The 26426-nt window shown below is 57.9% G+C and carries 34 protein-coding genes; 30 read left to right on the top strand and 4 right to left on the bottom strand.

The genetic code is table 11. From position 1 onward, the window contains the following. The first annotated feature begins 209 nt into the window (after positions 1 to 209). The 26 genes from M9Q49_RS20420 to lhgO all read left to right on the top strand — a co-directional run bounded on the left by M9Q49_RS20420 (position 210) and on the right by lhgO (position 15934). Positions 210 to 638 carry a universal stress protein gene (locus M9Q49_RS20420; protein WP_254510681.1) on the top strand — a complete coding sequence of 143 codons (429 nt, stop codon included), beginning with the start codon at positions 210 to 212 and terminating at the stop codon, positions 636 to 638. A gap of 190 nt (positions 639 to 828) precedes the next feature. Beyond that, a complete protein-coding gene (gene rpsJ, locus M9Q49_RS20415; protein ID WP_315861186.1) occupies positions 829 to 1152 on the top strand; it encodes a 30S ribosomal protein S10 in 324 nt (107 codons plus the stop codon). 162 nt (positions 1153 to 1314) lie between these two features. Further along, positions 1315 to 2013 carry a 50S ribosomal protein L3 gene (gene rplC, locus M9Q49_RS20410; RefSeq protein ID WP_254510680.1) on the top strand — a complete coding sequence of 233 codons (699 nt, stop codon included), beginning with the start codon at positions 1315 to 1317 and terminating at the stop codon, positions 2011 to 2013. A 54-nt stretch (positions 2014 to 2067) separates the two neighbouring features. Further along, the gene (gene rplD / locus M9Q49_RS20405; RefSeq protein WP_254510679.1) at positions 2068 to 2736 is read left to right on the top strand and encodes a 50S ribosomal protein L4; all 669 of its coding nucleotides are present in this window, start codon (positions 2068 to 2070) and stop codon (positions 2734 to 2736) included. A gap of 3 nt (positions 2737 to 2739) precedes the next feature. Next, on the top strand, positions 2740 to 3045 hold the full coding sequence (gene rplW, locus M9Q49_RS20400) for a 50S ribosomal protein L23 (RefSeq protein WP_254510678.1): 306 nt from the start codon (positions 2740 to 2742) through the stop codon (positions 3043 to 3045). Between the two features lie 61 nt (positions 3046 to 3106). Next, complete coding sequence (rplB, locus tag M9Q49_RS20395; protein WP_254510677.1) at positions 3107 to 3964, top strand: 50S ribosomal protein L2; 858 nt, start codon at positions 3107 to 3109, stop codon at positions 3962 to 3964. A gap of 59 nt (positions 3965 to 4023) precedes the next feature. Beyond that, entirely contained in the window at positions 4024 to 4302 is a 279-nt protein-coding gene (gene rpsS / locus M9Q49_RS20390; RefSeq protein ID WP_254510676.1) for a 30S ribosomal protein S19, read from the top strand. 55 nt (positions 4303 to 4357) lie between these two features. Continuing rightward, positions 4358 to 4714 carry a 50S ribosomal protein L22 gene (rplV, locus tag M9Q49_RS20385; RefSeq protein WP_254510675.1) on the top strand — a complete coding sequence of 119 codons (357 nt, stop codon included), beginning with the start codon at positions 4358 to 4360 and terminating at the stop codon, positions 4712 to 4714. Positions 4715 to 4766: 52 nt separating this feature from the next. Next, on the top strand, positions 4767 to 5477 hold the full coding sequence (gene rpsC / locus M9Q49_RS20380; protein ID WP_254510674.1) for a 30S ribosomal protein S3: 711 nt from the start codon (positions 4767 to 4769) through the stop codon (positions 5475 to 5477). Continuing rightward, positions 5416 to 5832, top strand: coding sequence for a 50S ribosomal protein L16 (gene rplP / locus M9Q49_RS20375; RefSeq protein ID WP_254510673.1), 417 nt, complete (start codon positions 5416 to 5418; stop codon positions 5830 to 5832). The genes rpsC and rplP overlap by 62 nt, the downstream gene beginning before the upstream one ends. Before the next feature lie 101 nt (positions 5833 to 5933). Next, positions 5934 to 6134 carry a 50S ribosomal protein L29 gene (rpmC, locus tag M9Q49_RS20370; RefSeq protein ID WP_254510672.1) on the top strand — a complete coding sequence of 67 codons (201 nt, stop codon included), beginning with the start codon at positions 5934 to 5936 and terminating at the stop codon, positions 6132 to 6134. 56 nt (positions 6135 to 6190) lie between these two features. Next, entirely contained in the window at positions 6191 to 6478 is a 288-nt protein-coding gene (gene rpsQ / locus M9Q49_RS20365) for a 30S ribosomal protein S17 (protein ID WP_254510671.1), read from the top strand. A 46-nt stretch (positions 6479 to 6524) separates the two neighbouring features. After that, the gene (gene rplN, locus M9Q49_RS20360) at positions 6525 to 6893 is read left to right on the top strand and encodes a 50S ribosomal protein L14 (protein WP_254510670.1); all 369 of its coding nucleotides are present in this window, start codon (positions 6525 to 6527) and stop codon (positions 6891 to 6893) included. Beyond that, complete coding sequence (rplX, locus tag M9Q49_RS20355) at positions 6893 to 7237, top strand: 50S ribosomal protein L24 (protein ID WP_254510669.1); 345 nt, start codon at positions 6893 to 6895, stop codon at positions 7235 to 7237. Before rplN ends, rplX begins: the two co-directional genes overlap by 1 nt. A gap of 126 nt (positions 7238 to 7363) precedes the next feature. Next, positions 7364 to 7933, top strand: a complete 570-nt coding sequence (gene rplE, locus M9Q49_RS20350) for a 50S ribosomal protein L5 (protein ID WP_261365280.1) — start codon at positions 7364 to 7366, stop codon at positions 7931 to 7933. Between the two features lie 80 nt (positions 7934 to 8013). Beyond that, positions 8014 to 8199, top strand: a complete 186-nt coding sequence (locus M9Q49_RS20345; RefSeq protein ID WP_254510667.1) for a type Z 30S ribosomal protein S14 — start codon at positions 8014 to 8016, stop codon at positions 8197 to 8199. 17 nt (positions 8200 to 8216) lie between these two features. Then, positions 8217 to 8612 carry a 30S ribosomal protein S8 gene (rpsH, locus tag M9Q49_RS20340; RefSeq protein WP_254510666.1) on the top strand — a complete coding sequence of 132 codons (396 nt, stop codon included), beginning with the start codon at positions 8217 to 8219 and terminating at the stop codon, positions 8610 to 8612. Positions 8613 to 8693: 81 nt separating this feature from the next. Continuing rightward, entirely contained in the window at positions 8694 to 9233 is a 540-nt protein-coding gene (rplF, locus tag M9Q49_RS20335) for a 50S ribosomal protein L6 (protein ID WP_254510665.1), read from the top strand. 66 nt (positions 9234 to 9299) lie between these two features. Next, the gene (gene rplR, locus M9Q49_RS20330; protein ID WP_254510664.1) at positions 9300 to 9668 is read left to right on the top strand and encodes a 50S ribosomal protein L18; all 369 of its coding nucleotides are present in this window, start codon (positions 9300 to 9302) and stop codon (positions 9666 to 9668) included. A 40-nt stretch (positions 9669 to 9708) separates the two neighbouring features. Next, positions 9709 to 10194: a 30S ribosomal protein S5 gene (gene rpsE / locus M9Q49_RS20325; RefSeq protein ID WP_254510663.1), complete on the top strand. Its 486-nt coding sequence runs from the start codon at positions 9709 to 9711 to the stop codon at positions 10192 to 10194. Further along, positions 10191 to 10724 carry a 50S ribosomal protein L15 gene (gene rplO / locus M9Q49_RS20320; RefSeq protein ID WP_254510662.1) on the top strand — a complete coding sequence of 178 codons (534 nt, stop codon included), beginning with the start codon at positions 10191 to 10193 and terminating at the stop codon, positions 10722 to 10724. Before rpsE ends, rplO begins: the two co-directional genes overlap by 4 nt. Before the next feature lie 231 nt (positions 10725 to 10955). Then, positions 10956 to 12332: a preprotein translocase subunit SecY gene (gene secY / locus M9Q49_RS20315; protein ID WP_254510661.1), complete on the top strand. Its 1377-nt coding sequence runs from the start codon at positions 10956 to 10958 to the stop codon at positions 12330 to 12332. Positions 12333 to 12440: 108 nt separating this feature from the next. Next, entirely contained in the window at positions 12441 to 13031 is a 591-nt protein-coding gene (locus tag M9Q49_RS20310; RefSeq protein ID WP_254510660.1) for an adenylate kinase, read from the top strand. 122 nt (positions 13032 to 13153) lie between these two features. Further along, the gene (locus tag M9Q49_RS20305) at positions 13154 to 14428 is read left to right on the top strand and encodes a HEAT repeat domain-containing protein (RefSeq protein WP_254510659.1); all 1275 of its coding nucleotides are present in this window, start codon (positions 13154 to 13156) and stop codon (positions 14426 to 14428) included. Then, positions 14428 to 14751 (top strand): MTH1187 family thiamine-binding protein, encoded by a 324-nt coding sequence (locus M9Q49_RS20300; RefSeq protein ID WP_254510658.1) that lies wholly within the window; start codon positions 14428 to 14430, stop codon positions 14749 to 14751. Before M9Q49_RS20305 ends, M9Q49_RS20300 begins: the two co-directional genes overlap by 1 nt. Next, positions 14738 to 15934 carry an L-2-hydroxyglutarate oxidase gene (lhgO, locus tag M9Q49_RS20295; protein WP_254510657.1) on the top strand — a complete coding sequence of 399 codons (1197 nt, stop codon included), beginning with the start codon at positions 14738 to 14740 and terminating at the stop codon, positions 15932 to 15934. The genes M9Q49_RS20300 and lhgO overlap by 14 nt, the downstream gene beginning before the upstream one ends. On the opposite strand, the gene M9Q49_RS20290 is transcribed toward lhgO, so the two are convergent. Together M9Q49_RS20290 and ygfZ are read right to left on the bottom strand one after the other, a co-directional pair. After that, positions 15935 to 16690 (bottom strand): class I SAM-dependent methyltransferase, encoded by a 756-nt coding sequence (locus tag M9Q49_RS20290; RefSeq protein WP_254510656.1) that lies wholly within the window; start codon positions 16688 to 16690, stop codon positions 15935 to 15937. Beyond that, positions 16691 to 17695 carry a CAF17-like 4Fe-4S cluster assembly/insertion protein YgfZ gene (ygfZ, locus tag M9Q49_RS20285; RefSeq protein WP_254510655.1) on the bottom strand — a complete coding sequence of 335 codons (1005 nt, stop codon included), beginning with the start codon at positions 17693 to 17695 and terminating at the stop codon, positions 16691 to 16693. 151 nt (positions 17696 to 17846) lie between these two features. Between ygfZ and M9Q49_RS20280 the strand changes: the two genes are divergently transcribed. Together M9Q49_RS20280 and M9Q49_RS20275 are read left to right on the top strand one after the other, a co-directional pair. Beyond that, positions 17847 to 18866 carry an ABC transporter ATP-binding protein gene (locus tag M9Q49_RS20280; RefSeq protein WP_254510654.1) on the top strand — a complete coding sequence of 340 codons (1020 nt, stop codon included), beginning with the start codon at positions 17847 to 17849 and terminating at the stop codon, positions 18864 to 18866. Between the two features lie 26 nt (positions 18867 to 18892). Further along, positions 18893 to 21211, top strand: a complete 2319-nt coding sequence (locus tag M9Q49_RS20275; RefSeq protein WP_254510653.1) for an ABC transporter permease — start codon at positions 18893 to 18895, stop codon at positions 21209 to 21211. Between the two features lie 158 nt (positions 21212 to 21369). Here the strand turns inward: M9Q49_RS20275 and M9Q49_RS20270 are convergent, their stop codons facing one another. Then, on the bottom strand, positions 21370 to 22734 hold the full coding sequence (locus M9Q49_RS20270) for a sulfatase (RefSeq protein WP_254510652.1): 1365 nt from the start codon (positions 22732 to 22734) through the stop codon (positions 21370 to 21372). 198 nt (positions 22735 to 22932) lie between these two features. Here M9Q49_RS20270 and M9Q49_RS20265 point away from each other — a divergent pair, with 198 nt between their 5' ends. Beyond that, positions 22933 to 24375, top strand: a complete 1443-nt coding sequence (locus M9Q49_RS20265; RefSeq protein WP_254510651.1) for a DUF1501 domain-containing protein — start codon at positions 22933 to 22935, stop codon at positions 24373 to 24375. A gap of 30 nt (positions 24376 to 24405) precedes the next feature. Then, positions 24406 to 25806, top strand: a complete 1401-nt coding sequence (locus tag M9Q49_RS20260; RefSeq protein WP_254510650.1) for a DUF1501 domain-containing protein — start codon at positions 24406 to 24408, stop codon at positions 25804 to 25806. Positions 25807 to 26016: 210 nt separating this feature from the next. On the opposite strand, the gene rplU is transcribed toward M9Q49_RS20260, so the two are convergent. Further along, positions 26017 to 26334, bottom strand: coding sequence for a 50S ribosomal protein L21 (gene rplU / locus M9Q49_RS20255; RefSeq protein WP_254510649.1), 318 nt, complete (start codon positions 26332 to 26334; stop codon positions 26017 to 26019). Positions 26335 to 26426: the final 92 nt, after the last annotated feature.

Here is a 26426-nt window from a genome sequence, read left to right as displayed (position 1 = left end):
CTATTCGCAGCATGTATCGGTTGGATGGGTGGTGACGGTTTAGTCGACTTTGACGCCTCCGTGCGTTTTGGCGAATTAAGGCGACTTTGCGGCGGCTGGCAGTGAATTGCTAGCGTCGGGGCCTTGCTAGCAGCCGAAATGCTTGCGTTTCTTCTGCGCTGGCGATTCGATAGGATGAAGCCTATCCACCTCTTCCCTGGAGCAGCTATATGACTTGGTTTCCGAAACAACGCGTCGTCGTGCCGATCGATTTTTCGGCGGAGTCGTTTGGAGCGCTCGATGTCGCGCTGCAATTAGTCGAGCTGCCAAACCAAGTGAGCATCGTGCATGTGATTCAGGACATCGCGCCGCTGGAAGCGGGCGAGGTGTGGGGAGTCGTCGATCCGACCGCGCGGATCGAGAGTGCTCGCAAAGCCCTGCAAGAACGGCTCACGGCTGAAAAATATTCTGCCGTCACTCTGGAAGTGATTTTGGGCGACCCAGCCCACGGAATCGCGGATTTTGCCGAGCAGAACAAAGCCCAGCTAATTGTCATTCCCTCGCACGGTCTAAGAGGACTAACTCGACTACTAATGGGATCGACGGCAGAGCGAGTAGTGCGATTGGCGCACTGCCCGGTCTTGGTTTTGCGGCAATAGGGCAAACTTTTCCGGCGTTTGACTCGCTTGGGCGTCGGCAGTCGCTCGGGTTCGCGAAATATTCTCTGGAATACTGAAATTTCATCGCAGACCCCGTTGACCGTTTTGCCGCTTCGCTGCTAATCTTAGTCGCTTCCCAATTGGCCAACCTTTGGCCGCTGGGCATTTGCAAGTTAGGAGATGAGCCACGGTGGCTGCAGCGAAAGAAGTCATTCGAATTCGAATGGAAGCGTACGACCACGCGATTCTGGACCAAAGTGCCCAGGAGATCGTCGATACGGCCAAGCGTACCCATAGCGAAGTCCACGGCCCGATTCCGCTGCCGACCCGCGTCGAGCGTTACACGGTCCTTTCGGGTCCGACGATCGACAAGAAGGCTCGCCAGCAATACGAAATCCGAACGCACAAGCGTTTGATCGATATTGTGCAGGCGACTGCCAAGACCATCGAAGCGCTCAATAAGCTCAGCCTGCCGGCTGGCGTTGATATCAAAATCAAGGCAACAACTCGCTAAGTGGCGTTTGCTGCAAGTGCGCACGTTGTTTGTTGTTTAATTGTTTCGAATTCGTTGTTTCATGCGAGCCGTTTTTATTGAACGGAAGCCGTCCGAGTAAAGCCAAGCTTTGAAGTTGAGCTTTGGTGTTCTCGGTGGGCAACGGACCACAGGAATATCGCGATGACCAAGGGAATACTCGGCCGTAAGGTCGGGATGACGCAAATATTTGATGAGTCCGGGGCCTGCTTGCCCGTGACTGTCGTTCTGGCTGGCCCTTGCCGCGTACTGCAGGTCCGTACTGCCGATAAGGATGGCTACGAAGCCGTTCAGCTCGGCTTCTTGGATAAGCCTCGCCGTTTGGCTTCTCGCTCGGAATCGGGCCACGTTGCCGATATCTCTAGCCGTCGCTCGGCCAAGCTCAAGGCTGCTGGCGTTGCTGTTCCTGCGAAGGCCAATTGCGAGCCGCAGCGGTTTGTTCGCGAGCTCCGCGGTGCCGCCGCTGGTCTGGCTGTTGGTGCAACGGTCGATGTCTCGGCCATGGAAGGTGTGAAGACGGTCGATGTGACCGGCAATACCAAGGGCCGCGGCTTCACGGGTGCGATGAAGCGTTGGAATTTCGCTGGTCAGCGTGCCACGCACGGTGTGAAGAAGGTGCACCGTCACATGGGTGGTACCGGTGCTCTCGCCGCGAACCGCGGTGGTGGTCGTATGAAGAAGGGCAAGCATATGCCCGGTCGCTACGGCAATGAGCGAGTGACGATCCGCAACATGCGGCTCGTGAAAGTGGATAAGGAAAAGAACCTGCTGCTGATCTATGGTGCTGTGCCTGGTCCGCCGGGGCAGATGCTCGTGATTCGCGAATCGAATTACAAGAGCTAGGCCCAGTTTTGCTGTCGCAGCAAGGTTTTAAGAACTACTTCGGATAAATAAGTCATGGCAAGTCTTCCGGTTTTTGATCGTGCGGGTAAGGAGGTCGGCAAGTACGACATCGACCCAGCCGCGATTGCTCCGAACATCAACAAGCAGTTGTTGCATGATGTCGTCGTGATGTACCAAGCGAATAAACGCATGGGTACGCACAAGACGAAGTCGCGGGCTGAAGTGCGCGGCACGACCAAGAAGATGTATCGTCAAAAGGGTACTGGCAACGCTCGTGCTGGCTCGAAGCAAGCTCCGCAGCGTACCGGTGGTGGTCATGCCTTTGCTCTCCGCAATCGTGATTACTCCTATCGCTTGCCGAAGAAGGCGATTCAAGCCGCTACTCGCATGGCGATCGCCAGCAAGTTGAATTCGCAAGACGTGGTGGTTCTCGATGAGTTGTCGCTGAAAGAGCCAAAGACCAAGGAAGTCGCCGCGATTCTGAAGGCCCTCAAGCTGGAAGGTGTGAGCACCATCCTGGCGACGGCTGCTCTGGATCCGGTGGTTCTGAAGAGTGCTCGTAATATCGCCGGTGTGACGATCGCTCCGGTCGGTGAGCTAAACGCACTGTCAGTGTTGATTCCTCGGAAGTTGCTCGTCACTCGGGCGGCCTTGGATGTGATTCGCGATCGTGCTGCCAAGCTGAAGAGCGAAAAAGATGCCGCCAAGAAAGAAGGGGCGTAAGTCATGAGCACTGAAAATACTCCTGCTGTGTTGCCGGCCTATCAGATCATCTTGCGTCCGCTGGTGACTGAAAAAGGGATGCACCGCTCGACGCGTTACAATCAGTATGCCTTCGAAGTGAACTCGCAAGCCACCAAAGAAGACGTAAAGCGGGCTGTTGAAGATTTGTTCAATGTGAAGGTCGAAAAGGTTCGCACGCAGAACCGGCTCGGCAAGTCTCGTCGGCACAAGTTCAAGCTGGGTGCCACCAAGGGTTGGAAGAAGGCTCTGGTCACGCTCAACGAAGAGCATCGGATCGACTTCTACTAATCCAGTGTCTTTGCTGCGGGTGCGCAGGTTGACTTCAGTGGTTGCAATAAGGTCTTGAGTCATGGGTATCAAACAATACAAGCCGGTTACAGCAGGACGCCGTGGTGCGAGCGTCAGCGACTTCGCTGAACTCACGCCTGGTGCCAAGCCGGAAAAGTCGTTGCTCCGCCCTCTGAAGAAGAAGGGTGGCCGTAACAACCAAGGTCGCATCACGGCCCGGCACCGCGGTGGCGGTCACAAGCAACAGTATCGCGTTATTGACTTCCTGCGCAACAAAGACGGTGTGCAGGCCAAGGTCAACTCGATTCAGTACGATCCGAATCGGAATTGCCGCATCGCGTTGTTGTATTTCGTCGACGGCGAAAAGCGGTATATCCTCGCTCCTGAGGGTTTGGAAGTCGGCCAGACGATCGAGAATGGTGCCGAAGCGCCCCCGACCGTCGGCAACTGCTTGCCCCTGACTCGCATTCCGCTGAGCACGCAAATTCACGGAATTGAGTTGCTGCCAGGTTCCGGTGCCAAGCTGTGCCGTAGTGCTGGTTGCAATGCGATTCTCATGGCCCGCGATGGTGAGTGGGCTCAGATTTCCCTGCCAAGCGGCGAAATCCGCAAGATTCCCGCCACTTGCCGGGCTACGGTCGGCATGGTGGGTAATTCCGAACAAATGAACGTGGTGATCGGCAAGGCTGGTCGCAACCGCTGGAAGGGGATTCGTCCTCACGTCCGCGGTACTGCGATGAACCCGATCGATCACCCGCACGGTGGTGGTGAAGGTCGTACCAAGGGTGGCCGCCATCCGGTTAGCCCTTCGGGTGTGCTCGCCAAGGGTGGTTCGACCCGCAAGCGTCGCAAGCCGTCGAATTCTGCGATCGTGCGTCGCCGCAAGAGCCGCCGTTACGGTCAATTGAAGTTGAAGTAATCCGCCAAACGCAATTCACCTGAATTAATTTACGCAGCTGTAGTGGTGTGAGATAAGTCATGAGTCGTTCCAGCAAAAAGGGGCCGTACGTCGACCCCAACGTGTACAAGAAGGTGCAAGCCCAGCAGCAGGGCGGCTCGAAGGAGCCGATCAAGACCTGGGCTCGCGCGTGCACGATTGTGCCTGAGTTTGTCGGATTGACCTTCATGGTTCACAACGGCAAAGCCCACCTCAAGGTCTTCGTCACCGAAGAAATGGTCGGCCATCGCTTGGGCGAGTTCTCGCCAACGCGAACGTTCAAAGGTCACGGCGGCAAAACGAAGAAGGAAGCGAAGTAGTCCAGCTCTGAATGACTCATTCAGTGTTGTCTGACGATATTCGAGGTACCTGACAATGGCATACAAAGCATCGCATCGCTTCATTCGGATCAGCGCCCGTAAGGTGCGGCCGCTGGCCACGCTGATTCGCGGCAAGTTCGCCGACGAAGCGCTCGACATTTTGAAGTATCAACCGGAACGTGGTGCTCGGTTGCTTGAGAAGGTGCTGATGAGCGCCCTCGGCAACGCCCAAGACCCGGAACAAAACAAAGGTAAGAACATCCGCGTGGAACAACTCGTGGTCACCGATGCACGCATCGATGGCGGCCCGATGTTCAAGCGGATTCGTCCGGTGTCGCGCGGCATGGCTTACATGATCAAGCGGCGTTCGGCTCACATTCACGTGACGGTGGAAGAAATTTCCGAGTTGTAGACGTAGTTTCAGATCGTTGGAACTTGTTACTTGAAACTTGGTTGAGGACATTATGGGTCAAAAAGTGAATCCTGTTGCATTTCGCACCGGGATCATGATCGGGTGGAAGAGCCGCTGGTACGCTTCCAAGAAGGAATTTTCGGCCCTGTTGCTGGAAGATTTCAAGCTGCGGCGATTCATCAAGAACCACCCGCGAAAAGAATACAAAAGCGCCGGTATCGACCGGATCGAAATCGAGCGGACACGCGACGAAGTCAAGGTCGTGCTGCATGTCGCTCGGCCAGGTCTGATCATCGGTAAGAAGGGCCAGGAAGTCGAAATCCTGCAGGAAGAACTGCAGAACCTGACTGGTCGCCGGGTGAACTTGAAAATTGAAGAAATCTCCCGTCCGGAAATCATGGCCCAGCTGATTGCAGAAGAAATTGCTCTGCAGTTGGCCAAGCGGGCAAGCTTCCGGCGGACGATCAAGCGAGCTATCGAATCCGTGATGGATGCCGGTGCTCGTGGTGTGAAGATTCAACTCGCGGGGCGGTTGGGTGGCGCCGAAATGGCACGTTGCGAAAAGGCTTCGGCTGGCTCGCTGCCGCTCAGTACGTTGCGGGCAAAAATTGATTACGGTTTTACCGAGGCGGCCACTGCCCAAGGCAACATCGGCGTACAGGTCTGGGTAAACCAAGGAATGCACGAGGGAGACGCGACAAATGGCCCTGATGCCCAAGCGAGTGAAGCACCGAAAAAGCCAAAGAGGACGTATAAAAGGTAAAGCCACCCGAGGCAACAAAGTTGCCTTCGGTGACTTCGGCCTGCAGGCTTTGATGGGTGGCTGGATCAAGGCAACCACGATCGAGTCGGGACGTATTGCGGCTCAGCAATACATCCGCGGCGAGGGTCGGTTGTACATCCGCATCTTCCCGCACAAGTCGGTGACGTCTCGCCCGCTCGAAACCCGGATGGGTAAGGGTAAAGGCGAACCAGATCACTGGGTGGCTGTGGTGAAGGAAGGGACTGTGTTGTTTGAATTGGCTGGTGTGACCGAGGCTCAAGCAAAGCTTTGCTTTGCTCGTCTCGCCCACAAGATGCCGATTCCGTGCCGCATGGTTCGCCGTCGTCCTGCCTAGGTTTTTGCTGCAAGTACGCAGACGTTGACTGCGAATAAGCAGGGCTTTGCTGATTCAGCAAAGTGAAAAGTTTCGAACAGTGTTGGCGAAGGATTAGTCGGATGAAAGCTGCAGAACTGCGACAGATGAGCGACGAGCAACTTGTGCTCACGATTGAAGAGACTGAAAAGTCGTTGTTCAAGCTGCGGATGCAGGCCTCGACCGAACGGCTCGACGTTCCTAGCGAACTCCGCCGGCAACGTCGCCTGATTGCTCGCGTGAAGACGGTTCAATCGGAAAAAGCCAAGGCCGCCGCCAAGTAAGGCTGCAACTCAAACGTTTTATTGCTGCGAATACGCAGGTTGGAAGTTGGTGGAATATGCCCAAGCGATTGTTGATCGGCCAGGTGACTCGCGATTCGTCTCCGACGACCCGGCGTGTCGAAGTGCCGCGCCTTGTGAAGCACGAAGTCTACGGCAAGACGATGCGTCGCCGGACGATTTGCTACGCTCACGACGCCGATGGCATCTCGAAGAACGGTGATACCGTCGAGATCGAAGAATCGCGTCCGCTGTCGAAGCTGAAGCGCTGGGTGCTGACCCGCGTGGTCGCCAAGGCCTCGGCTTCGCAGAACGCTGCGATCGTCGCCGAGACCCCCGCCTCCTAGTTGCAACGGCCGAAGCCGAAGTAGCATTTGACCAAGGAACAACAACATGATTCAACAAGAAACTCGCCTGGCGGTGGCTGACAACACCGGCGCCAAAGAGGTGATGTGCATCAAGGTGCTCGGCGGCTCGAAGAAGCGGTCGGCTGGCATTGGTGACGTCATCATTTGCAGCGTGAAGAGCGTGATCGCCGGCAGCGAAATCAAAAAGAAGGCCGTTGTACGCGGCGTGGTGGTTCGTACCAAGAGCCCCGCTCGTCGCAAGGACGGTAGCTATGTGAAGTTCGACAGCAACGCGGTCGTGCTGATCGATGCGGACAACAATCCGCGTGGCACTCGCATTTTCGGCGCAGTAGCCCGCGAACTCCGCGAAATGTCATTCATGAAAATCGTCAGCCTGGCGAGCGAGGTGGTCTAATGCACATTAAAACTGGCGATATCGTGGAAGTGATTGCCGGCGACGACAAAGACGTCAAAGGCAAAGTGCTGCACATCGATCGTGAAAAAGGTCGGTTGACGGTCGAAGGCGTCAACAAGGTCTATAAGCACGTCAAACGCAGCCAACGCAACCCACAAGGTGGCCGTCTGTCGAAAGAAATGCCGGTCCAGATCTCGAACGTCCTCCTGATGTGCCCAAAGTGCAACAAGGGTGTGCGAACGGGTGTGAAGGAAGAGAACGGCGTGAAGCATCGCGTTTGCAAGAAGTGCAACGCTTCGCTCGGCGAAGTTTCGAAGTCCAAGAAGAAGGTCGCCGCGAAGTAGCTTCGCAGTGCAAAACAATAACGAGCGGTTCTAGTACAGCCGTCTTCACAGAGGATTGATTCAGTGGCCAAGAAAGCAAAAGCAGCAGAAGCCGAAGCGTCGAGCGGCCCCGCTCCGACCCCCCGCCTGCAGACTAAATACCAAAAGGAAGCCATTCCTGCACTAGCAGAAAAGCTGGGGCGGAGTAACCCAATGTCCTTGCCACGACTCGAAAAGATCGTGGTGAACATGGGTGTCGGCATCGCGACGCAGGAAAAGAAGCACTTGGAAGTTGCCGTCGAAGCGATGGGGTTGATCACCGGTCAAAAGCCGATCGTCACCAAGTCGCGCAAGGCGATCTCGGCTTTCAAGCTGCGAGAAGACATGCCGATCGGCTGCAAGGTTACCTTGCGTGGCCGAAAAATGTATGAGTTTTTCGACCGCCTGGTCTCGATCGCTCTGCCTCGCGTCCGCGACTTTCGCGGTGTGAATCGCAAAGCCTTCGACGGCAATGGCAGCTATAGCCTGGGGTTGTCGGAACAGCTCGTGTTTCCGGAGTTGAATCCGGACAAATTCCTGCGAGTGCAGGGAATGAACATTACGTTCGTCATTCGGAATGCCTCGGACGATGAGTCGCGTGAGCTGCTCCGAATCCTCGGCGTGCCGTTTCAAGCAGAAGTCAAAAAAGAGCCCAAGCCAGCCGCCGCCCCCAAGTAACATTGGCCGGCCAGGTCGGTGAGCTTGATCGCTCTCGTTCGAATCGTTTCGTTTTTCATTTCGCAGTGTGAGTAAATCCAGTGGCAAGCAACTCGAAGATTGCCAAAGCCAAGCAGCCGGCGAAGTTTTCGACCCGGCAGCACCGGCGTTGTCAGCTATGCGGTCGCCCCCGGGCCGTGTACCGGAAGTTCGGCATCTGTCGTATTTGTTTTCGCAATCTCGCGGACAAAGGGTTGATTCCCGGTGTTCGTAAAGCCAGTTGGTAAGAGGGGTCCCCGGTAACATGTTGACTGACCCAATCGCGGATATGTTGACCCGCATCCGAAACGCCGTCTCGGTGGAGCGGCCCAGCGTAGATGTGCCGCTTTCGTTGTTGAAGCGCGGCCTGGCCGATGTGCTGAAGCGCGAAGGCTACATCTGGGACTGGCAGGTCGTGGAACTCGACCCCGTGCCACAGCTCCGTTTGGAGCTCAAGTACGGCCCGGCTGGCGAGCACGTCATCCAGCACATCAAGCGCGTCAGCTCGCCTGGTCGACGGGTTTTCCGTCGTGCCAAGGAACTGCGTCCCGTGCTGAACGGCCAAGGGATCACCATTTTGAGCACCAGTGGCGGCGTGGTCAGCGATCGCGAAGCCCGGCAAAAGAACATCGGCGGCGAAGTGCTGTGCGAAATCTGGTAAGCAGATGATCGCCCGGTAATTGTCACCCGGCAGTCGCCAGCCCGCGCCTTAAAAAAGAGCCCATATCGGCAGGTACGAATCATGTCACGAATTGGAAATAAACCGGTTGCCATCATCGACGGCGTCAAAGTCGGCGTGAATGGCCGGACCGTGAACGTCGAAGGCCCCAAGGGCAAGCTCAGCTGGGAACACCGGCCTGAAGTTTGCGTAGCGGTCGACGGCAAGAACGTTGTCGTGAAGCGGGCCAACGATGAGCGCGAAGCTCGGGCCTTCCACGGCCTGACCCGCGCCGTGATCAACAACATGATCTTCGGCTGCAAGAACGGCTACGAAAAGCGGCTCGAGATCGTTGGCGTCGGTTACCAAGCCACGCTGAAGGGCAAGAACCTGTCGCTACGGGTTGGTTTCGCCAACGAGTTGGTGCGGGCCATTCCCGAAGGCTTAAACGTGACCGTGCCGGACTCGACGCACGTCGTGATCCAAGGCCCCGACAAGCAACGGGTTGGTCAGTTCGCTGCCGAACTCCGTCAGCTCCGCAAGCCGGAACCATACAAAGGCAAGGGTGTGCGTTACCAGGGCGAGCAGATCAAGCTCAAGCCAGGTAAGGCCGCTTCGAAGTAATTACTATTCTAAAAGATTCTCGGCTTCGTCTTATACGCGGACGAGCAACGCGAGAAGGAAGACACAATGGACAAGCAACGAACTTTGGGTGGCCGTCGCGAACGTCGCGCCTACCGCGTGCGGAAGCACTTCAAGCATGGCGGCGGTCGTCCGCGGCTGTCGGTCAATCGCAGCCACAAGAACATGGCTGTGCAGATCATCGACGATGTGACCGGCACCACGCTGGTTGCGGCCAGCACGCAGGACAAGGATCTCCGCGCCGAGTTCAAATACGGCGGCAATAAGGACGCAGCGGCCAAGATCGGCAAGATCATTGCTGAACGGGCGCTGGCCAAGGGAATCAAAGAGGTCGCGTTCGATCGCGGTCATTTGCGGTATCATGGTCGGGTCGCGTCGCTGGCCGATGCTGCTCGCGAAGGTGGTTTGAGCTTCTAGTAGTTTTCCGAGATAAGAGCCAGCGACGGAGCAATCCAGCGTGTCTAACGAATCGAATCGTGGTGAGTTTGTCGACAAGACTGTCCAGATCAAGCGGTGCGCCGCAGTGGTCAAGGGTGGTCGTCGATTCAGTTTTGCGGCGATGGTCGTCGTCGGCGACGGCAAGGGCCGCGTCGGTTGGGGCTATGGCAAGGCCAACGAAGTGCCGCCAGCCGTGGAAAAAGGTCAAAAGCAAGCGACTCGTACCCTGGTTACCGTTCCCCTTGTGAACGACACCATTCCCCACGCCGTGCGGGCCAAGTTCGGTTCGGCCGACGTGCTCTTGATGCCGGCCGGTGGCGGTACGGGCATCATCGCGGGCGCTGCCGTTCGCTCGGTTTGCGAAGCAGCGGGCATTAAGAACATCATCACCAAGAGCATGGGCACCAGCAATCAGATCACGGTCGTCAAAGCCGCGATCAAGGCCCTGAAGCAATTACGCACGACCGCTGATACGGAGCGTCTGCGGGGAGTTACGTTGTCATGAGCTTGCACGAAGTAAATCAAGGCGTTCACAAACACAAGCGTCCGAACCGGTTGGGTCGCGGCATTGGCTCCGGCCAGGGCAAGACCTCGGGTCGCGGTCACAAGGGTCAGATGGCCCGTTCGGGTTGGAAGCAACTGCCGATTTTCCAAGGTGGCGGTAGCCCCCTGGTTCGTCGCGTGCCGAAGCGTGGTTTCACCAACTCGTTCGCCCTGACTATTACCAGCATCAACGTCAGCGAAATCCAAGATTTGTTTGAAGCCGGCGAAGAAGTCAATATCGCCAGCCTCCAAGCCAAGGGTTTGCTGAAGAAGACCTTCGACGTTTTGAAGATCCTGGGCAACGGCGATCTGAGCAAGAAGCTCAAGGTCTCGGCCCATCGCTTCAGCGAAACGGCCAAGGAAAAGATCGAGAAGGCTGGCGGCACGGCGACGGTCATTCCAGGCCGCACCCCAGTTGCCGAAAAGCAAGCCGCGTCTCGCGCTGCCAAGGGTAAGAAGACGAGCGACAACAAGGCGGCCAAGAAACGATAAGCTGCATTGTGACTGCTGCATTGGATCGAAAACTGAAGTGCGGGACGAACGATTTGTCGCGCTCCACCCAAATTTAAATGTATGGAAGAGCAGCGGCATCGTGACGCTGCTCTTTTTTTGCTACCTTGCTTTCTGGTAAGCTGATGCACCGCTTGCAGTTGCGTTAGCGGTCGGTTTACTCGAATCACGGTTCCAAGCAACGCTCGCGATCCTCAAAACTGGACGGATGCTATGTGGGAGAAATTCCGAGCCATCTTCACCATTCCTGAACTGCGGCAGAAGATTCTCTTCACGCTGATTCTGCTCGCTGTGTTCCGGATTGGTTATCAAATTCCCCTGCCGATCGTCGACCAGGAAAAGATGGCCGAACGGCTGCAGCGGGAAGACAATTCCGCCTTCGGCAACCTGCTCACCAAGGTGGCAGTGTTTAGCGCGGCCGACATGCGGGTCCTCACGATCCTCGGCCTCGGCATCATGCCGTACATCTCGGCCTCGATCATTCTGCAGTTGCTCGGCAGCGTCTATAAACCGCTCGAAGACTTGCGGAAAGAAGGCGAAACCGGGCGGAAAAAGATCAACGAATACACTCGCTATCTGACGGTCGCGATTTGCATCGTGCAGAGTTACTTCTATCTGCGGGGCATGACAGCGCAGGGTTCACAAGCGTCGGTGCCGCTTTACGACACCTTCCTGGTGATCTCATCGACAGGTTCGCCATATTTGCATCCGGCTTGGTTTTTTACCTGCCTGGCGATCATGACCTGCGGCACCCTGTTTGTGATGTGGTTGGGTGAACAGATCGACGAGTTCGGCATTGGCAACGGCATTAGCTTGTTGATCATGGCCGGCATTCTGGCTCAGATGCCGAAGGCGATGATGAACTTCTTTGCCAACATGCAATGGCAGCTCACTGGTTTCAACGGCACGCCCGGTATCGAAACGCTGGTGATCTTGCTGTTCCTGTTCGTGATTGTGGTGATGGGCGTTTGCTTCATAACGCTCGGTCAACGGCAGATTCCCACCCAAAGCGCCAAGCATGTTCGCGGTCGTCGCGTCTTTGGTGGTTCGCGTCAATACCTGCCGCTGAAGCTCAATCAGTCGGGCGTGATGCCGATCATCTTTGCCAGCAGCATGCTTATGTTGCCGGCGTTTTTGTTTCAGTGGCTGGGAACCCAGACCCAAAACGCGACCATCGCCGCAATTGCCAATTCACTGGGCCAAGGCAGCTCGTTTATCTACAACCTCCTATATGTCGCGCTGATTTACTTCTTCAGCTACTTCTGGATGGCGATCACGTTCAATCCCAAGGAAATGGCCGAGAACCTCAAGGATTTCGGCACGTTCATTCCAGGTTACCGGCCAGGCCGACGGACCGCGGAGCATTTGGAAAAGGTGATGATCCGCATCACGTACGTGGGCGCCGGCTTTTTGGCCCTGGTGGCCATCGTGCCGACGATCATCTCAGCTTGGCTGAAGGTTGATCCAGGTGTGGCTAGTTTCTATGGCGGTACGGGGCTGCTCATCGCGGTGAGCGTGGCCTTCGATTTGATTCAAAAGATCGATAGTCACCTGGTCATGCGTGACTATCGTGGTCTGCTCGAAGCATAGGTTGGATGGCTATCGGTTGACTGGATTAGGCAACAGTCAACTCACAGTTCAGAGACGCAGGCGGGTGGAGGTTTTTGCGATCATGGGGGCACCGGCCGCGAGGTTGCGATGTTGATTGTGTTCATCGGCCCGCCCGGCGCCGGCAAAGGTACAGCGTCGCGCAAATTGCTCGACTATCTGCAAATTCCTCACCTATCGACGGGCGAGTTGCTGCGGGCTGCCAAGCAGAGTTCACCGCTCGGCCGGCTCGCCGCGCAGTATATGGATCGTGGTCAACTCGTGCCCGATCCAATCGTGCTTAGCATGGTTGGCGAAGAGCTCGACAAGCCCGCCTTCAGCCGCGGCTGCATGTTCGATGGTTTTCCGCGTACCATTCAGCAAGCCAAGTCGCTGGATGATTCGCTTCGCCAGCGAGGCACGCCGCTCAGCATCGTCATCGAGCTCAAAGCCGATGAAGCGGAACTTATTACCCGCATGCTCCGCCGAGCCGCTACCGAAAAACGGGTCGACGATACGCCCGAAACGATCGGCCGGCGAATGGAAGTCTATCATCGGCAAACGTCGCCGCTGCTCGATTACTATCGCAAGCAGGGGTTGCTCGTATCGGTCGACGCGATGGGTTCGCCCGACGACGTCTTTGAATTGATCCGCGCCGCCGTCGATAAAAAAAAAGTGACGGTTGAGTCGGCAGCCGGCTAGTTTCTGATTTTTGCTGCGTAATGCTCGCGAAGAGGCCCGTGTTCATCTTATAATCCGGGCTTGGCTGTTTCTCTCGAAGTCCATTCCTTCCGGACTGAATCCGCCGCACGAAAGGGCCGGGCATGCTCCGCCATTCCTACCTCCTACCGATTCTGCTCGGTTTTGCTTCCTTCGCTACCACGCTGCTTCGCGCTCAACCCGCCGCGCCGGAAAAGCCCGCCGCCGATGCACCGACGGTGAAGAAGCTGATCGAAGAACTCGGCGCCGATGAATTCGCCACGCGCGAAGCGGCCACCGAACAGCTCGCCCGTATTGGCTTGCCCGCTTACAAGGCGGTCGAAGGAGCCGTTCAACATCCTGACCGCGAGGTCCGTTACCGGGCCGAGCGCGTGCTGGGGCGTATCCGCCAGACGGATCTGCAGCGGCGGTTGGATGCATTCATCGCCGGCAAAGAAGCCACTGACGACTACCAGCTGCCGGGTTGGACTCGTTTCAAAAAGGCGTTCGGCGATGCCGAGTCATCGCGTAAGAACTTCGTCGACCTGACCAAGGCCGATCCTGAAATGCTGCAAACGCTCGAATCCAATCCCAAGAACGTAGCCGAATTGTTCGGCGTGCGTATTCAGCAGAATCAACAGCTCGCGCAGTTCGGCGGCGGTGGCAACACGCAGCTCGGTTACGGACAGGTGGCCATGTTGGTGTTCGTCGCCGGCGAGGAAGATGTCTCGCTCAATCAGAATCACAACAGCGTGGTTTTCAATTATTGCAGCCAGGCCAATTTCGCCGATGCGATCACCGGCAGTTCGCGCGGCGATGTGCCGAGGAAAATGCTCTCGCGACTGATCCTCAAGAGCGAAGATTTCGCCGCCTATTCGGCTATGTCGCTGGCCCGCCGGTTCAATATGAAGGAAGGCCTGACCTGCGCCGAAAAGATCCTCAAAGCCAACCGCCAGCCGCACATGGCCAGCATGGCGCTGATGACGATCGCGGCGATGGGCGACGAGTCGCATCTGCCGCAAATCGAAAAGCTCTTTGCCGACACCAACCTGGTGACGCAGATGCAAGAGCGCGAGAAGGTGATGATCAAAGTCGAAGTTCGCGATTCGGCCCTCGCTGCCGCGCTATTTCTGACCAAGCAAGATTTGAAGTCGTACTACACAATTCCCGCCGGCCAGGCCTTTAGCGATCCGCAAATGGTGCTGACCAACGCGCGCATCATCGGCCATTCGGACGAAGCCAAGCGAGCCGAAGTCTTCAAGAAGTGGACTGACTATCGAGCGAAGAATCCGGGCCCGGTGGAAAAGAAAGACGATAAAGCCGAAGAAAAGCCCACTGCGGATAAGCCAGCCGAAAAAGCGGTCGATAAGAACGCCGCAGACACGGTTGAGAAGAAATAATGGTGCTTCTCGAGTTCAGCATCGCGCCGCTGGAAAAAGGGCCGAGCGTCGGTGATTATGTCGCGCGGAGCCTGGCCATCATCGAAGCCAGCGGTCTCGACTATCGGCTGCATGCGATGGGGACGATCATCGAGGGAGAAGTTGACCAAGTGCTGGCCGTTTTTCAGCAGTGCCTGGCCGCGATCTCGGCCGATTGCGATCGCGTCAGCTGCACGATGAAGCTCGACTATCGCAAAGACGCAACGGGCCGATTGAACGCCAAGGTCAGCAGTGTGGAAGAAAAACTCGGCAGGAAGTTGAAGACCATCGATGCACCAGGCTGATGTCGCAATCGTTGGTGGCGGAATTGTCGGCCTTGCCACGGCCTGGCAGATTGGCAATCGCTTTCCGCAGCTGCGCGTCGCCGTGCTCGAAAAAGAGCCCGAGGTCGGCACCCATCAAACCGGTCACAACAGCGGCGTGCTGCACTCCGGCATCTACTACAAGCCGGGCTCGCTGCGAGCCACCAATTGCCGTACCGGCAAAGCGGCGATGGAAGCGTTTTGCAAAGAGCAGGGCGTGCCGTACGACATCTGCGGCAAGGTGATCGTCGCCGTCAATGAACAGGAGCTGCCGCGACTTGAAATCATTTTTGAGCGAGGCCAGCAAAACGGCGTGCGGTGCGAAATGATCGGCCGCGAGCGCCTGTGCGAACTCGAGCCGCACACCGCGGGCATCAAGGCGATTCATGTTCCCGAAGCCGGCATCGTCAACTACGCCGCCGTCACGCGCAAGCTCGCAGAGATCTTGAAGCAGCGCGGCGGCGAAGTGCTGACCGGCTGGCAAGTGACGAAGATGCATGAAGAGCCGACCGGCGTCTTGTTGATTTCTCCCGCCGGCGAACTCATGGCGAAGCACGTCGTTACCACCGGCGGCTTGCACAGCGACCGCCTGGCCAAGCTCAGCGGCCATCCCACGCCGAACCGCATCGTGCCGTTTCGCGGCGAGTACTACGACCTCAAGCCCGAAGCCGAGCATTTCTGCCGCAACTTGATTTACCCCGTTCCCGATCCGTCGTTTCCTTTCCTCGGCGTGCATTTCACGCGGATGATCGAAGGGGGCATCGAATGCGGTCCGAATGCGGTGCTGGCCTTTGCCCGCGAAGGATATCGCAAAACCGACCTCAACTTCGGCGATCTCGTCGGCACGCTCACCTATGGCGGCTTTCTCCGCCTCGCTGCCAAGTACTGGCGCACCGGCGCCGGCGAAATGTGGCGATCGTGGAGCAAAGCCGCCTTCGTCCGCGCGCTGCAGCATCTCATTCCTGAGATCCGCAGCGAACACCTGGTCCCCGCGCGAACAGGAGTTCGCGCCCAAGCCATCACGCCCGATGGCCTGATCGTGGACGATTTTTTGATCGAAGGGACCGGCCGTTTCGTCAACGTCCTCAACGCACCGTCGCCCGCGGCGACATCGGCATTGAATGTGGGGAAGCTGATCCTCGACAAGTTGGCGGAGAGATTGTAGCTAGCGCTTGCCGCGCAGCACCGACCACAACTCTTCACTCCAGGCGACATCCGCCTCGCGAAACCCACCTGCACGAAAATAGCCGAGTTGTACCGGCGCCGTTTCGTGGCAGTCGTCGCCGCTCTTTTTTGGCTGACCGAATTTCGTCACGTTCCGCTCGATCCAACTGCTGGCCGCCGGATGAAAGCCCTGTGGAATCTTACCGCTCTGCATTCCTGCCCGCATGAAATCGGCCCAGCGTTCCATCGTGGCCTGATACTCGACATCGTCCTCGGGACGCACTTCGTCGCCGTTGAGAAACAGGCCGCCGGCAGGCAACTTCGTGGCGATCTGCTGATAGAGCTTCTGTTTTTCAACCGGATCGAGATGATGGATGGCCGATGTGCTGATGATGGCCTGCGGCTGCTGCGTAAGCTTTGCGAGCCAGTCTTCTTGCAGACGACTTACGACGTAGGTGACGCGATTGGCAAATGGAGCTAACCGCCGCTCGGCCAGCGCGAGAAAGGCTTCCGATTGATCGATGATCGTCGCGGTCGCGCTCGGAATGGCCGTCAATACCCGTTGTAGCAACCGGCCCGAACCGCCGCCGAGATCGACAACGTGATAACTGCCACCGAGCGATTTCGCATGCTCAATCAGCAACTGAACAATCTGCTCCTGCACTGCGGTGTAACGCGGATGAATCTCCGGCGCCGCCGCATCATATCCTTCAGCGAATTCAGATGTATTCCAGCGATACTCAGCCATCTTTTCCATTTACTCCAGGGGTAGTTTCACAATTTCGGCTTCGCCGCCCGTCACGGCCAGTTTTTTTCCCGACGTCGCGTGCAACGTGCGGACATAGGCGAGCGCCAGCGGTTGCTGCAACTTGGGCGACCAGGCCAGCGATGTGATCTGCGCGATCTTCTTCTCGCCTAGCTGGATCGTATCGCCCGGCTTCATGTCACTTCCGGCAGGAAGCTTCAAACCGGTCAGCACGCGATTCACGTGTCCCAACGCATCGAGACGAGCGATTGTTTCTTGGCCCAGATAGCAACCCTTTTTGAAGTTGATCGCCTGCTCGGTGCGGCAAACTTCTTGAGGCAGGTTGTCGTCGGTAATGTCCTGACCAAAGAGCGGATAGCCGGCTTCGATGCGGGCCATGTTCCACACGGCAGCGCAGGTCTCGTTGTTAGCAGTGCTTGCGCCGCAGGCGGCAATCTCGGCTTGCACTTGGTCGGCGAATTCCGCGGGCACGGTGATCAGATAGGCCGGGGTTGTTCCGAAAAAATCGACGCGAGTCAGCAACAAGTCTCCGCGGCCTTCAAGTGCGTATCGCTTGTGACTCAACCGCTCTGGCTGCGGCTGAGCGAACTTCAGCTGATTAACCACCGAGTCTGCCGCCGGCCCCGCGAGGAGCAAATCGGTAGTTGCCTCCGATTGATTTTTGAACTCGACGCGCTCGGAGATCACAAAGCGATCCAAATGCTGGATCACAGTTTCGCCTTGGCCCGGCGCGCCGTGCAGCAGAAGTTGATCATCCTCCGCGAGGATCAACAGATGCCCCGCCGCTTTGCCTTGATGATTCGTAACAAACGCTTCAGCTCCCTGCGACGGCTGCAGCTTCTTAATATCCGCCGTGCAGAACGCATTCAGCAGGCCGACGCGATCGGCGCCCGCGAGGATCACGTGCGTGCAGTTGCCGAGCGACAGCACGGCCGCGTGCTGATGCAGTTGGGCATACAAATCGAGGGCGGCCGGTGACGGGGACAAGTCGGACATGCGGTTCTCCAGGGCGAATGGCTTCATTATCCGTCAAACGGGCCGCAGGCAAACGGGGTGAAACCAAAGCCCCGCCGCGAGGGTAATTTCTGCTAAGTTCAATGCAGCGTAAGAACAATCGCAGCACGTTTCGACCTTTTCAGGCACCTGCATGTCGGCAGCTATCCACGTCGAGCACCTCTCGAAGACTTATGTCGAGGGCATCTTGCGCCGTAAAAAACGGCAGGCTCTAAAAAACGTGAGCTTTACGGTCCAGCCGGGCGAAATCTTCGGCCTGCTCGGCGGCAACGGCGCGGGAAAGACGACCTTCATTAAGATTCTGCTCGGCATCATCCGGCGGTCGGAAGGGCTCGCCATGCTGCTGGGCTTTCCTGCCGGCGATCGCCGTGCCCGCAAACGGGTTGGCTATTTACCTGAAAACCTCCGCGTGCCGCGGCATTTAACGGCGATCACGGCGCTTGAGTACTACGGCCATCTGAGCAACGTGCCGAGCCACATCATTCGCTCGCGCCGCGGTCCGTTGCTGGAACGCGTTGGTCTGGCGCCGCGAGCGAAAGATCCGGTGCGGAACTATTCAAAAGGGATGTTGCAGCGCCTCGGACTCGCGCAGGCGATGCTGCATGATCCAGACATTTTCATTCTCGATGAACCGACCGACGGACTCGATCCGATCGCGCGCTCGCAAGTCCGCGGTTACCTTGCCGAGTTAAAGCAGCAGGGAAAGACCGTTTTTCTCAATAGCCACATTCTGCAGGAAGTGGAGTTGATCTGCGATCGCGTGGCGATTCTGGCTCAGGGAGTTTTGAAAGAAGTTGCGCCGGTGAAGGAACTGACCGCGCGTAAGAGCGCGAGTTTGCTCAACGAAGTGGACGTGCATCTCGACCTGGTCGGCGAGGAAACAGCCATTCGCGATAGCTTGCAGCGTCAAGCCGTTCCGCCAGCAGCCGTGACGAACTGGCAAGCGGTGGCGGATCCGCAAGTGGCTGGAGCAACGCCGGTGAAAGCGCACAGCTTTCGTTTTAACGTCAAGCTTCCCGATCAATTGGGTGTCGACTCGCTGGTCGACGAACTTCGCCGCCGGCAGGTGAGTATTGTTGGGCTGACGCGGCCGCGCATGAGCCTGGAGCAGGCGTATCTGGAAATTGTCGCGGCAGAAGTCATTGAAAAGTAGCGTTTGACCGCCCTCACGGAGCAGGCATGAGACCGTATCTGGCCATCATCAAGGATTCTTTTCGCGAGGCGTTTCATTCGTACGTCTTGTGGATCGTGATCGCACTGATCACCATTTTTCTGTTGGCTCTCGCGCTTCTCAGCTATCGGCAAACGTTGACCGTCGGACTGCGCGGCAATGAAATTGATTGGCCAGCGCTGATCGAACAACTCGAAAAAGCCAAAGCCGGCAAAGGGACTTCGGGCGCACAGCGGATCTGGTCGCTGATGAACTCGACCGCTCAAGACAACATCGCCAAGTTCAAGCCGATCCTGCCGGGCTCGACGCTGGACGAGCAGCAAATCCATCGCGAGGTCACTCAGTCGATCGTAAAAGATCTGCAAAGCATTCTGAACAAAGAAGATCTCTACCAATCGACGTCGTTCTCGGCGTCGAGCGTGTCGACCGAAGGCAAGGCGTTGTTGCAGCGCGAGAAAGCACTCGCCAAAGACGAACGGTTGCGACTCAATCGACTGCTGCTCGAGGCAGCTTTTCCGAATGCAATCGGCGAGAGCGAAGCGACGTCGCTGGTGCTCTGTCTGGCCGGGTACGACCTGACCGAAGATGCCTGGCCAGTCAGCAAGCAAATGCTGGTCGACATTGTCCGCGGTTGGCTGCCGTTCCTGGTGGATAAGGGTCTGCTCGGCATCGGTCTGCTGGTGGCGATCATCGTCACGTCGCCGGCCATTCCTAATATGTTCGATCCGGGGTCGCTCCACTTGCTGCTGAGCAAGCCAGTGCTGCGCTCGCTGATGTTTCTCAGCAAGTTTCTCGGCTCGTGCGCATTCGTGCTGATGTGTGCCACCTATTTGTTCATCGGCATTTATTTTCTGCTCGGCACGCGCTGGGGTGTGTGGGAACCGCGGTTGATGTGGTGCATTCCGGTTTACACCTTCGTTTTCGGCATCTACTACTCCGTGGCCGCCGTCGCTGCGCTGGTGTGGCGAAACATGATCGTCAGCATCATTGTGGCGATCGTGTTCTGGGCCCTCTGCTTTTCCGTGGGGCTAAGCAAGGAATGGATCGAAGGCTCGCTCAACAAAGCGCGGCTGCGGCGCGTTGTGCCAGCGAATGACGGGCTGCTGGCCGTTGACTGCACCAATACGCCACTGATCTGGAATCAAGAAAAACGAAAATGGGTTCCCGGCCTGCTGTCGCGCGAGCTGCGCAACTTGCGACCGATTATCTCGGTCGTGGCTCAGATGCCGGTGCGTGGTCCCATCTATGACGAACAGGGGAAGCAAGCGGTTGTCGTGCAAGTTTCGATGAAGAGCGGACAGCAACTTATTGGCAGCGGTAAGGCCGACGCTGGGTTCAGCTACAAGGAGGGCCCTGTGTCTCCTTCGTCGTCGATGTTGCTCTTCAATGAACCGACGGGCGAACCGATGCTCGCCACCAGCCAAGGGTTGTATCGGCTGCAAGGTGATTTGGCGTCGACAGCCGACGAAGTGAAGTTCTTCGGCTACAAAATTCCGTTCCCCAGTCGTGGGCCGCTGCACGAAGTTGGTCCCACGCCGATGCAAAACTGGGATACACCGTTCTCGGCGGCGTTTGGCCCCGATGGCACACTGTTCGTTTACTCGCGCGGCAAACTGCAACGGCTGACGAAGACGAGCGAGGGAAAATACGAACTCGATAAGACGGAAAAATTCGAGCCCAAGGCCGAACGTCGCGGCTGGATCGCAGCCACCAAGAGCACGCTCTATCTCAGTCATCTCGATGGCAAGCTGCAGTTGCGTGACCCGCAGACACTGGAACTCCGCAGCACGCTTGAGCCAGCCCCAGGCCAATGCCCTCGCATTCTTTCGGCTTCGCCCGATGGCAAAACTCTGGCCATCCTCATGGAAAATCGCAAGCTATGGCTCCTCGCCGATGGCGAAGAAAAACTGAAGCTCGCGCCGGTTCGCGGCCAGGGAGATATTTCTTCGTCGCAGTTTCTAGCCGACAACAAGTTCCTCGTGACCGATTTGTTTCAGCGCGTGAGCGAGTACGACACGCAAACGTGGGAGCGAAAGCAAACCTGGGCGCCGCGACTCGACGTGCAGACGATGATCTATCTCTACGTACTCAAGCCGGTCTACACCGTTTGCCCCAAGCCGGGCGAACTGTATCGCACGGTTACTTACCTGCTCACCGAGCAAAAGAAACCCGAAGACAACAAGGCCTTGGAAACTCCCGACTCCGAGCGCCACGAATATGAACCCGAGCCCAAGATCAGTCCTTGGCGCCCCGTTTACAGCAGCCTCGCGTTTATGTGCGTGATGCTGCTGATTGGTTGTGTGTATATGGAGCGGCAAGAGTTTTAACTGAGTCGCCAGCTCACAGTCGTCGAACCTCCGCGGTCGATGAATGGAAGTAGCGACTCAACGGGCCGCCGATGCTCGCAGTTGGATACTTCGCCGCGCTGGTGCTCACGGCGCGTTGTTGGTTTAGCTCCGTTCATCGACCGCGGAGCGGTCGACGACTAGTCGTCCTGCTGCTTTTTCTTCTTCCCTTCTCCCTTGCCAGCCGCGCCGGCGCCCCACAGCGGCTTCACGTTCTTTTCGTTCCACTTGTCCCACAAGCCTTGCAGCTCTTTGACTTTCTCGGGCATCTTTTCGGCCAGATCAGTGGTTTCGCTCGGATTGGCGCTTAGGTCGTAGAGTTTCGCGGGGCTCGTCGTTTTTGGCTTGTCGTCGAGGTCAGCCGTTGTGTCGTAGCGGACGAGTTTGTAGTTGCCGGCGCGAATGGCCATCTGTTGGCCGAACCGCCAGTAGAGCGCGTCGTGCGGCGGCTTTTTCGTTTCGCCCTGCACATGCGGCAGCAAGTTGACTCCTTCGAGTTGCATGTCCTCGGTCGCCTTCACGCCGGCGACGGCTAGCGAGGTGGCATGCAGGTCGAGTTGAATGACGGGGGTGTCGAAGGTGGCCGGCTGGATGGTGCCGGGCCAGCTGATGACAAAGGGAACTCGCACGCCGCCTTCGAGCGTGGTGCGTTTGCTGCCGCGGAACGGTTTGTTCACGCTGCCGTTGATCGTGACGCCCGGCATCGTGGGGCCGCCGTTGTCGCTGATGAACATGACCAGCGTATTCTTGGTGAGGTTCGCGCTTTCGAGCTTGGCGATCACGCGGCCGATCGAATCGTCCATCGCCGACATCATGGCTGCATAAGTGCGGCGGGTTTTGTCGGCGATGTCGAACTTTTTCAGCCGCGCATCGTCGGCTTGCATCGGCGTGTGGACCGCGTTGAAGGCCAGGTACAAAAAGAACGGATTGGATTTGTTCTTCTCGATGAAGGCTTCGGCTTCGCGCCCGAAGGCATCGGTCAGATAGGCGGGCTCTTCGATCTGTTCGCGGCCGCGAAGAATGCCGTTGTCGCTGAAGTAATCGTGCGCTCCACCGAGGAATCCAAAGAACTCCTCAAAGCCACGGGCCTGCGGATGCTGGTCTGGTTTGCCGCCGAGGTGCCATTTGCCGATGAGGGCCGTTTTATAACCGGCGCCCTTCAAACGATCGGCGATCGTCTTTTCGCTGAGTGGCAAACCCGCTTCACCGCCGGCGGGATTGAACTCGTGGCCGAAGCGCGTTTGATAGCGGCCGGTGAGCAAACCGGCCCGCGTCGGCGAGCAATAAGGACCACTCACATAACCGCTGGTAAACTTTACACCGCTCGCGGCCAGCTTATCGAGATGCGGCGTGGGAATGTCAGTACAACCATGAAAGCCGACGTCGGCGTAACCCATGTCATCGCCGACAATGACGACGATGTTTGGTTTCTCCGCGCTGGCTTGTTCTGCGAAGAGTGTGGCCGAGACGGCAACGAGGGCGAACAGTAAGGATACGGAGCGCATCGGTAGATCCTGGTAAAGTAAGAGGTGCGTTGAGTATACACCCGCGGCCAGACGCTTCCCGGCCGCGACCGCCTCAAGAATTCTCTTGCATGCATCAGCGGCTGCCGATACTTTGAGACTGAGTACTCGCAGCGACGCGGCCGACTCGCGCAGCCGTTTCGCTGGGGCTCTCCCGCCACCTTGGTCAACGAGGCGACCATGCTTTCCCTCCTCGGCTCGCCGCAGGTTCACTCCTGCGACCACATCACACGACGGACCGTGCTGCAAGCCGCCGGGGCGGGCCTGTTTGGACTGACTTTGCCGCGACTGTTGGCCGCCGAGCAACTCAGCAGCGGAAACAAGCCGCGGGCCAAGTCGGTCATCTTTCTGTTCCTCTTTGGTGGTCCGAGTCAGCTCGAAACCTTCGACATGAAGCCGGACGCCCCGGCGAAAATTCGTGGCCCGTTCCAAACGACCACGAGCCGCAATCCAGAGCTCCGCGTGAGCGAGCACCTGCCGCGTATCGCCGACATCAGCGATCAGCTGTGCGTCATTCGCACGATGACGCACAACTACAACGACCACAGCGGCGGCGGTCATTACATTCAAACGGGCCATCGTTGGCAGATCCCGATCGGCGGCGGTTTCAATGCCACGCCCCGCGACTGGCCGTCGCTGGGTTCGGTCACGGAGTACGTCGCGCAGAAGAACGGCCTGCAGCAAGGCGACCTGCCGAACTACGCCGTGCTGCCGAACTTTTTGGGAAAGCTGCAGGAGTACTCTTCGCAACTTCGCCGCCCGGGCGAATATGCCGGTTGGCTCGGCCGTGGCTACGACGGCCTGACGACGAGCGTCGGCAAAAAGTCGGCGAAGGACAATCCGTATTATCGCGACTGCGCCGATGATGAGCTGAAGTTCGAAGTGCAAGGCTTACAGTTGCCCGAGGGGATCACGCTCGAACGACTGCAGCATCGGCAGACGCTGGTTTCGAAATTCGACGATCAGTTGCGGCAGCTCGATCGACACGCCGGCGTCACCGCCTGGGGCAAGTTGCAACAGCGGGCCATGTCGCTCGCCACCTCGTCGGCTACGCGCCAGGCATTGAACATCGCCGCAGAAAAGCCCGAACTGCGCGATCGCTACGGCCGCAATCTGTTCGGGCAATCGGTGCTCATGGCCCGCCGCCTCGTCGAAGCCGGCACCCGGTTTGTCACCGTTCATTTCGATGCGGTGGATGGTTACGGTTGGGATTCGCACACCACGAGCAACGACTTGCAAAAGTCCCTCTTGCCGGCGCTCGACAACGCGCTCGCCACGCTCATCGCCGATCTGCAGGATCGCGGTTTGCTCGACGAAACGCTGGTCGTTTGCCTCGGCGAAATGGGCCGCACACCGCAACCCACACCGACCTGGGGCCGTAGTCACTGGAGCACGCTTTTTCCTGCGGTTCTCGCCGGCGGCGGTTTGAAGCGCGGCATCGCCTATGGCAGCAGCGACAAAGACGCGGCGTATCCCATCGATAAACCGGTCACGCCCGAGGATCTCGCCGCGACCATTTATTCCGCCCTTGGCATCGATCCCCATTTGCAACTTCCCGATCCGCAAGGCCGTCCCGTGTCGATCGTCGACGGCGGTCGTGTGCTCACCGACCTGTTCGGCTAATCCCTCTCTCCACTCCCGCCCGAGATCACCATGCTCACCTTTCACGACGGCAACTCGCGACTCGGCAGGCGCAACTTTCTGCAGGTCGGCAGCCTCGCGCTCGGCGGTCTGACCTTGCCGCAGCTCATCGGTTTGCAGCAAGCGCAAGCTGGTGGTTCGAGTAAGGGCAAAGTCCTCAAGGACCGCAGCGTCATCTTTGTTTTCCTCCACGGCGGGCCGAGCCAGTTCGAAACTTTCGATCCCAAGATGGAAGCGCCTCACGGCGTGCGCAGTTCGACCGGCGAGATTGCGACGAAGATCCCCGGTATCACGTTCGGCAGCACTTTTCAGCGGCTGGCGGCGCTCAACGACAAGTTCAGCATCGTCCGTTCGTTCCGCACCGGCGACGGCAATCACGACATCAAACCGATCGTCAGCAAAACGACACTCGGCGCGAATATGGGTTCGCTGTACGCCCGCATCGCCGGCACAAATCATCCCGTAACTGGCATGCCCACGAACGCCGCACTCTATCCGCGGGCGGTTGATCCCGATACGCAAAAAGAAGTGAGCGCCTTTGGCAAGTTCAGTTCCACCGGCACGCTCGGCACGGCTTACGCGCCGTTCACGCCCGGCGGCGAAGGGAATTTTCAGAAGGACCTGGAACTGCATCTCTCGCGCGATCGCGTCGAGGACCGCCGCAACCTGCTGGCCGGTCTCGATCGCTTGCAGCGGAATCTCGATTCACAGAACATCAACGGCGTCGACCGGCTGCAGACGCAAGCCTTTCAAACCGTGCTCGGCGGCATTGCGAAGGCCTTTGATCTGAAGCAGGAGGACGCAAAGACGGTCGCTCGCTATGACACGGCGCCGCTGGTGCGGCCCGATCAGATCAGCCGCAAGTGGAACAACTACAACAACTACGTCGACAACGCCAAGTCGCTCGGCAAGCTGCTGCTCCTCGCGCGCCGCTTGTGCGAAACGGGCTGCGGCTTTGTGACGGTCACCACCAACTTTGTGTGGGACATGCACGCCGACTCGAACAACGCCGGCGTGGAGGAAGGGATGGGTTACATGGGGAGCCCGCTCGACTACGCCCTCTCGGCGTTGATCGAAGATTTGCATCAACGCGGCTTGAGCGAGAAAGTTCTCGTGGTCGTTACGGGCGAAATGGGCCGCACTCCGAAGATCAACAAAAGCGGCGGCCGCGATCACTGGGGCGGTCTCACGCCGCTGCTGCTGCACGGCGGCGGGCTGAACATGGGTCAAACAATCGGCCAAAGCACCAGCGACGGCGGCAGCCCTCACACCGAACCGCAGGAACTCGACAACCTGCTCGCCACCGTCATGCACTCCCTCGTCGACCTCGGCCAAGCCCGCCTGCAAACCGGCCTGCCGCAGGATCTGCTGCGAGCGATCTCGACGCCAGCGCCGATCACAGGCTTGGTCTAATCAAGTCGCGTAGCACGAACCCCTAGGTTCGTGCGAGCGCGTATGAAAACCAGCGCAGTGTCTTGCACGCCCGACTCACACGAACCTAGGGGTTCGTGCTACGTCGCCCGCCGATTTTCACTGGCGCAACGAAAAAAGCCATCCTCCCATAAGGAGCATGGCTTTTTGATGTAGGTTCGCCGTTGCGGCAGACTTTTTGTCCGCGAGCACTTAGGCCAGGATCTTGTTGATCTTCACTTGCGTGTACTTCTGGCGATGGCCGGTGCGGCGGCGGTAGTTCTTGCGGCGGCGCATCTTTTGGATGTAGACCTTTTCGCCCTTTTCGAGCGGAATGATCACTTCAGCTTGCACCGTAGCGCCGCTGACGACCGGCTTGCCGATCTTGATGCCGCCGGCGCCGCTCACAGCCAGCACCTGGTCGAACGTGATCGCAGCGCCTTCGGCGATGCCGTCGCGGAGATCAATGGAGAGAATCTGGCCTTCTTCGACCTTATACTGGCGGCCGCCATCGGCGATGATCGCGTACATGCTACTGCTCTGGAGATGCGGTGGATTTCTTGGGAATCACAGAGTGTACAGGGATCGAGGAAGTTCGTCGAGAGGCGGTTCGCGGAAAAGAG

Origin of the sequence: Anatilimnocola floriformis (assembly GCF_024256385.1) — a bacterium.
Taxonomy (GTDB): Bacteria; Planctomycetota; Planctomycetia; order Pirellulales; family Pirellulaceae; genus Anatilimnocola; species Anatilimnocola floriformis.
The sequence above is the reverse complement of the archived record's forward strand: the minus strand, read 5'-3'. Positions and strand labels throughout refer to the sequence as shown.

Coding starts and splice junctions, on each gene's coding strand:
- M9Q49_RS20420 (WP_254510681.1), top strand. CDS start 210: ATGACTTGGTTTCCGAAACAACGCGTCGTCGTGCCGATCGATTTTTCG.
- rplC (WP_254510680.1), top strand. CDS start 1,315: ATGACCAAGGGAATACTCGGCCGTAAGGTCGGGATGACGCAAATATTT.
- rplD (WP_254510679.1), top strand. CDS start 2,068: ATGGCAAGTCTTCCGGTTTTTGATCGTGCGGGTAAGGAGGTCGGCAAG.
- rplW (WP_254510678.1), top strand. CDS start 2,740: ATGAGCACTGAAAATACTCCTGCTGTGTTGCCGGCCTATCAGATCATC.
- rplB (WP_254510677.1), top strand. CDS start 3,107: ATGGGTATCAAACAATACAAGCCGGTTACAGCAGGACGCCGTGGTGCG.
- rpsS (WP_254510676.1), top strand. CDS start 4,024: ATGAGTCGTTCCAGCAAAAAGGGGCCGTACGTCGACCCCAACGTGTAC.
- rplV (WP_254510675.1), top strand. CDS start 4,358: ATGGCATACAAAGCATCGCATCGCTTCATTCGGATCAGCGCCCGTAAG.
- rpsC (WP_254510674.1), top strand. CDS start 4,767: ATGGGTCAAAAAGTGAATCCTGTTGCATTTCGCACCGGGATCATGATC.
- rplP (WP_254510673.1), top strand. CDS start 5,416: ATGGCCCTGATGCCCAAGCGAGTGAAGCACCGAAAAAGCCAAAGAGGA.
- rpmC (WP_254510672.1), top strand. CDS start 5,934: ATGAAAGCTGCAGAACTGCGACAGATGAGCGACGAGCAACTTGTGCTC.
- rpsQ (WP_254510671.1), top strand. CDS start 6,191: ATGCCCAAGCGATTGTTGATCGGCCAGGTGACTCGCGATTCGTCTCCG.
- rplN (WP_254510670.1), top strand. CDS start 6,525: ATGATTCAACAAGAAACTCGCCTGGCGGTGGCTGACAACACCGGCGCC.
- rplX (WP_254510669.1), top strand. CDS start 6,893: ATGCACATTAAAACTGGCGATATCGTGGAAGTGATTGCCGGCGACGAC.
- rpsH (WP_254510666.1), top strand. CDS start 8,217: ATGTTGACTGACCCAATCGCGGATATGTTGACCCGCATCCGAAACGCC.
- rplF (WP_254510665.1), top strand. CDS start 8,694: ATGTCACGAATTGGAAATAAACCGGTTGCCATCATCGACGGCGTCAAA.
- rplR (WP_254510664.1), top strand. CDS start 9,300: ATGGACAAGCAACGAACTTTGGGTGGCCGTCGCGAACGTCGCGCCTAC.
- rplO (WP_254510662.1), top strand. CDS start 10,191: ATGAGCTTGCACGAAGTAAATCAAGGCGTTCACAAACACAAGCGTCCG.
- secY (WP_254510661.1), top strand. CDS start 10,956: ATGTGGGAGAAATTCCGAGCCATCTTCACCATTCCTGAACTGCGGCAG.
- M9Q49_RS20310 (WP_254510660.1), top strand. CDS start 12,441: ATGTTGATTGTGTTCATCGGCCCGCCCGGCGCCGGCAAAGGTACAGCG.
- M9Q49_RS20305 (WP_254510659.1), top strand. CDS start 13,154: ATGCTCCGCCATTCCTACCTCCTACCGATTCTGCTCGGTTTTGCTTCC.
- M9Q49_RS20300 (WP_254510658.1), top strand. CDS start 14,428: ATGGTGCTTCTCGAGTTCAGCATCGCGCCGCTGGAAAAAGGGCCGAGC.
- lhgO (WP_254510657.1), top strand. CDS start 14,738: ATGCACCAGGCTGATGTCGCAATCGTTGGTGGCGGAATTGTCGGCCTT.
- M9Q49_RS20290 (WP_254510656.1), bottom strand. CDS start 16,690: ATGGAAAAGATGGCTGAGTATCGCTGGAATACATCTGAATTCGCTGAA.
- ygfZ (WP_254510655.1), bottom strand. CDS start 17,695: ATGTCCGACTTGTCCCCGTCACCGGCCGCCCTCGATTTGTATGCCCAA.
- M9Q49_RS20280 (WP_254510654.1), top strand. CDS start 17,847: ATGTCGGCAGCTATCCACGTCGAGCACCTCTCGAAGACTTATGTCGAG.
- M9Q49_RS20275 (WP_254510653.1), top strand. CDS start 18,893: ATGAGACCGTATCTGGCCATCATCAAGGATTCTTTTCGCGAGGCGTTT.
- M9Q49_RS20270 (WP_254510652.1), bottom strand. CDS start 22,734: ATGCGCTCCGTATCCTTACTGTTCGCCCTCGTTGCCGTCTCGGCCACA.
- M9Q49_RS20265 (WP_254510651.1), top strand. CDS start 22,933: ATGCTTTCCCTCCTCGGCTCGCCGCAGGTTCACTCCTGCGACCACATC.
- M9Q49_RS20260 (WP_254510650.1), top strand. CDS start 24,406: ATGCTCACCTTTCACGACGGCAACTCGCGACTCGGCAGGCGCAACTTT.
- rplU (WP_254510649.1), bottom strand. CDS start 26,334: ATGTACGCGATCATCGCCGATGGCGGCCGCCAGTATAAGGTCGAAGAA.